Below are 1595 nucleotides of genomic sequence, written 5' to 3'. Positions count from 1 at the left end.
AATATTTCAATATTTAGTTCAAAATATCAAAAAAGCGGTCTTTTTAGGCCGCTTTCTTTCTTAAATTTTGTGCAATTGCCAATAATCCCCATTCTATTGACACAAGATCTTTACCGCGGAGCATAAAGCGGCGGAAATTATGATTTTGTTTTATGTTTCCGAAGACCGGTTCCACATCACAACATCGTTTTTTACGTTTTGCAATACCTTCTTCACTATTAAGCAGTTCATATGCTCTATCCTTGTGCCGGTTTAGATTTTCATTTACTTGAATTATTCTGTTTCCTGTACATTTATGACAAGCTCCATTTAAAGGACAATTGCTGCAATTTTTTGCCTGATACTTTTTTACTTCTTGCTCGAAACCAGAAGCATTTTTTATCTTGAAGGTTCCTAAACAAGTCATACGTTGCCCCATTGGACATATATACCAGTCTTCATCTTTATTATAATACAGATTATCCACACTAAAAGGAACTTTAATTGGATTACTATTTTTTTGCTCCTTATCAAACATATTATATTTAACGTATCCCTTTATATCCTTTGCTTCAAGATAATCGTAATTTTCCTCGCTGCCATACCCAGCGTCTGCAGTGACCGCTTCTGGATGTTTGCCGTAACTTTGTTTATGCTGGTCAAGGTGTAAGCTTAGTGTTCGTGTATCAGTAGGATTGGAATGAATAGTATAATTAACGATATATTGGTTAGAGGTAGAGAGTTGAATATTGTAACCTGGTTTCAGCTGCCCATTAAGCATAGGATCTTCTTTCATGCGCATGAAAGTAGCCTGTGTATCCGTCTTGCTATAGCTGTTTCGCTCACCAAGAATAGCCTCCTGTTGTTCATACTCCTCAATTTTAGTCGGATAGTTTTTAGTGACATACTGTAGTTTAGAACGCATTTTCTTACTTACATCCTTATTATCAGCTAGTACAGCATTGAGTTTGTCAACAGTAGCCTGGACCTTTTCTTTATTAATATCTGTCAAATCAGGGGGATCAGGTAAATCATCTTCTGTTTTAGCAACGCTTTGGGCATAATCCCAAATTTCTGCTAAGGCCTTTTTCATCTTCTCCTTATTGGTGTGGATCGACTTCTTCCAGACAAAAGTATATTTGTTTGCATTAGCTTCTATTTTTGTCCCATCTACATAAACATCATCAATACTTAAAAGGCCTTCATCGGCCAATAGTTTTACTACTCCCTCAAAAATACTGCGTAATGCTTGCTTCAAGCGGACTCCACGAAATCTATTAATTGTATTATGATCAGGAAAGCTCATGCCGCTTAACCACATAAAATTAACATTTTCGCGGCATGCCATCTCCAATTTACGACTACTATAAATATTGCTAAGGTAGCCGAAAACTAAAACCTTCAATAACATTTGAGGATGATAGCTAGAGGAGCCTTTAATTTTATAGGCATCCAATAACCCTTGAATATTAATTCGATTGATTACATCATTAACAATCCGAACAGGATGTGACTTAGATACCAATTCATCCAGGCTTGGAGGAATTGCCATGATCTGGTCTTGAAAATAAGGTTTAAAGATAGGTACTCTTTTGGCCATAAAAACACGTTGATTA

The 1595-nt window shown here is 36.2% G+C and carries 1 protein-coding gene; it reads right to left on the bottom strand.

The features are described 5' to 3' along the window. Window positions 1-43: 43 nt before the first annotated feature. On the bottom strand, window positions 44-1579 hold the full coding sequence (locus G5B32_RS16820; RefSeq protein WP_165292650.1) for an IS1182 family transposase: 1536 nt from the start codon (window positions 1577-1579) through the stop codon (window positions 44-46). Window positions 1580-1595 lie beyond the last annotated feature (16 nt).

Origin of the sequence: Sphingobacterium sp. SGL-16 (assembly GCF_011043515.1) — a bacterium.
Taxonomy (GTDB): Bacteria; Bacteroidota; Bacteroidia; order Sphingobacteriales; family Sphingobacteriaceae; genus Sphingobacterium; species Sphingobacterium litopenaei.
Note: the sequence above shows the minus strand (reverse complement) of the source record. Positions and strands in the feature narration are given on the sequence as shown.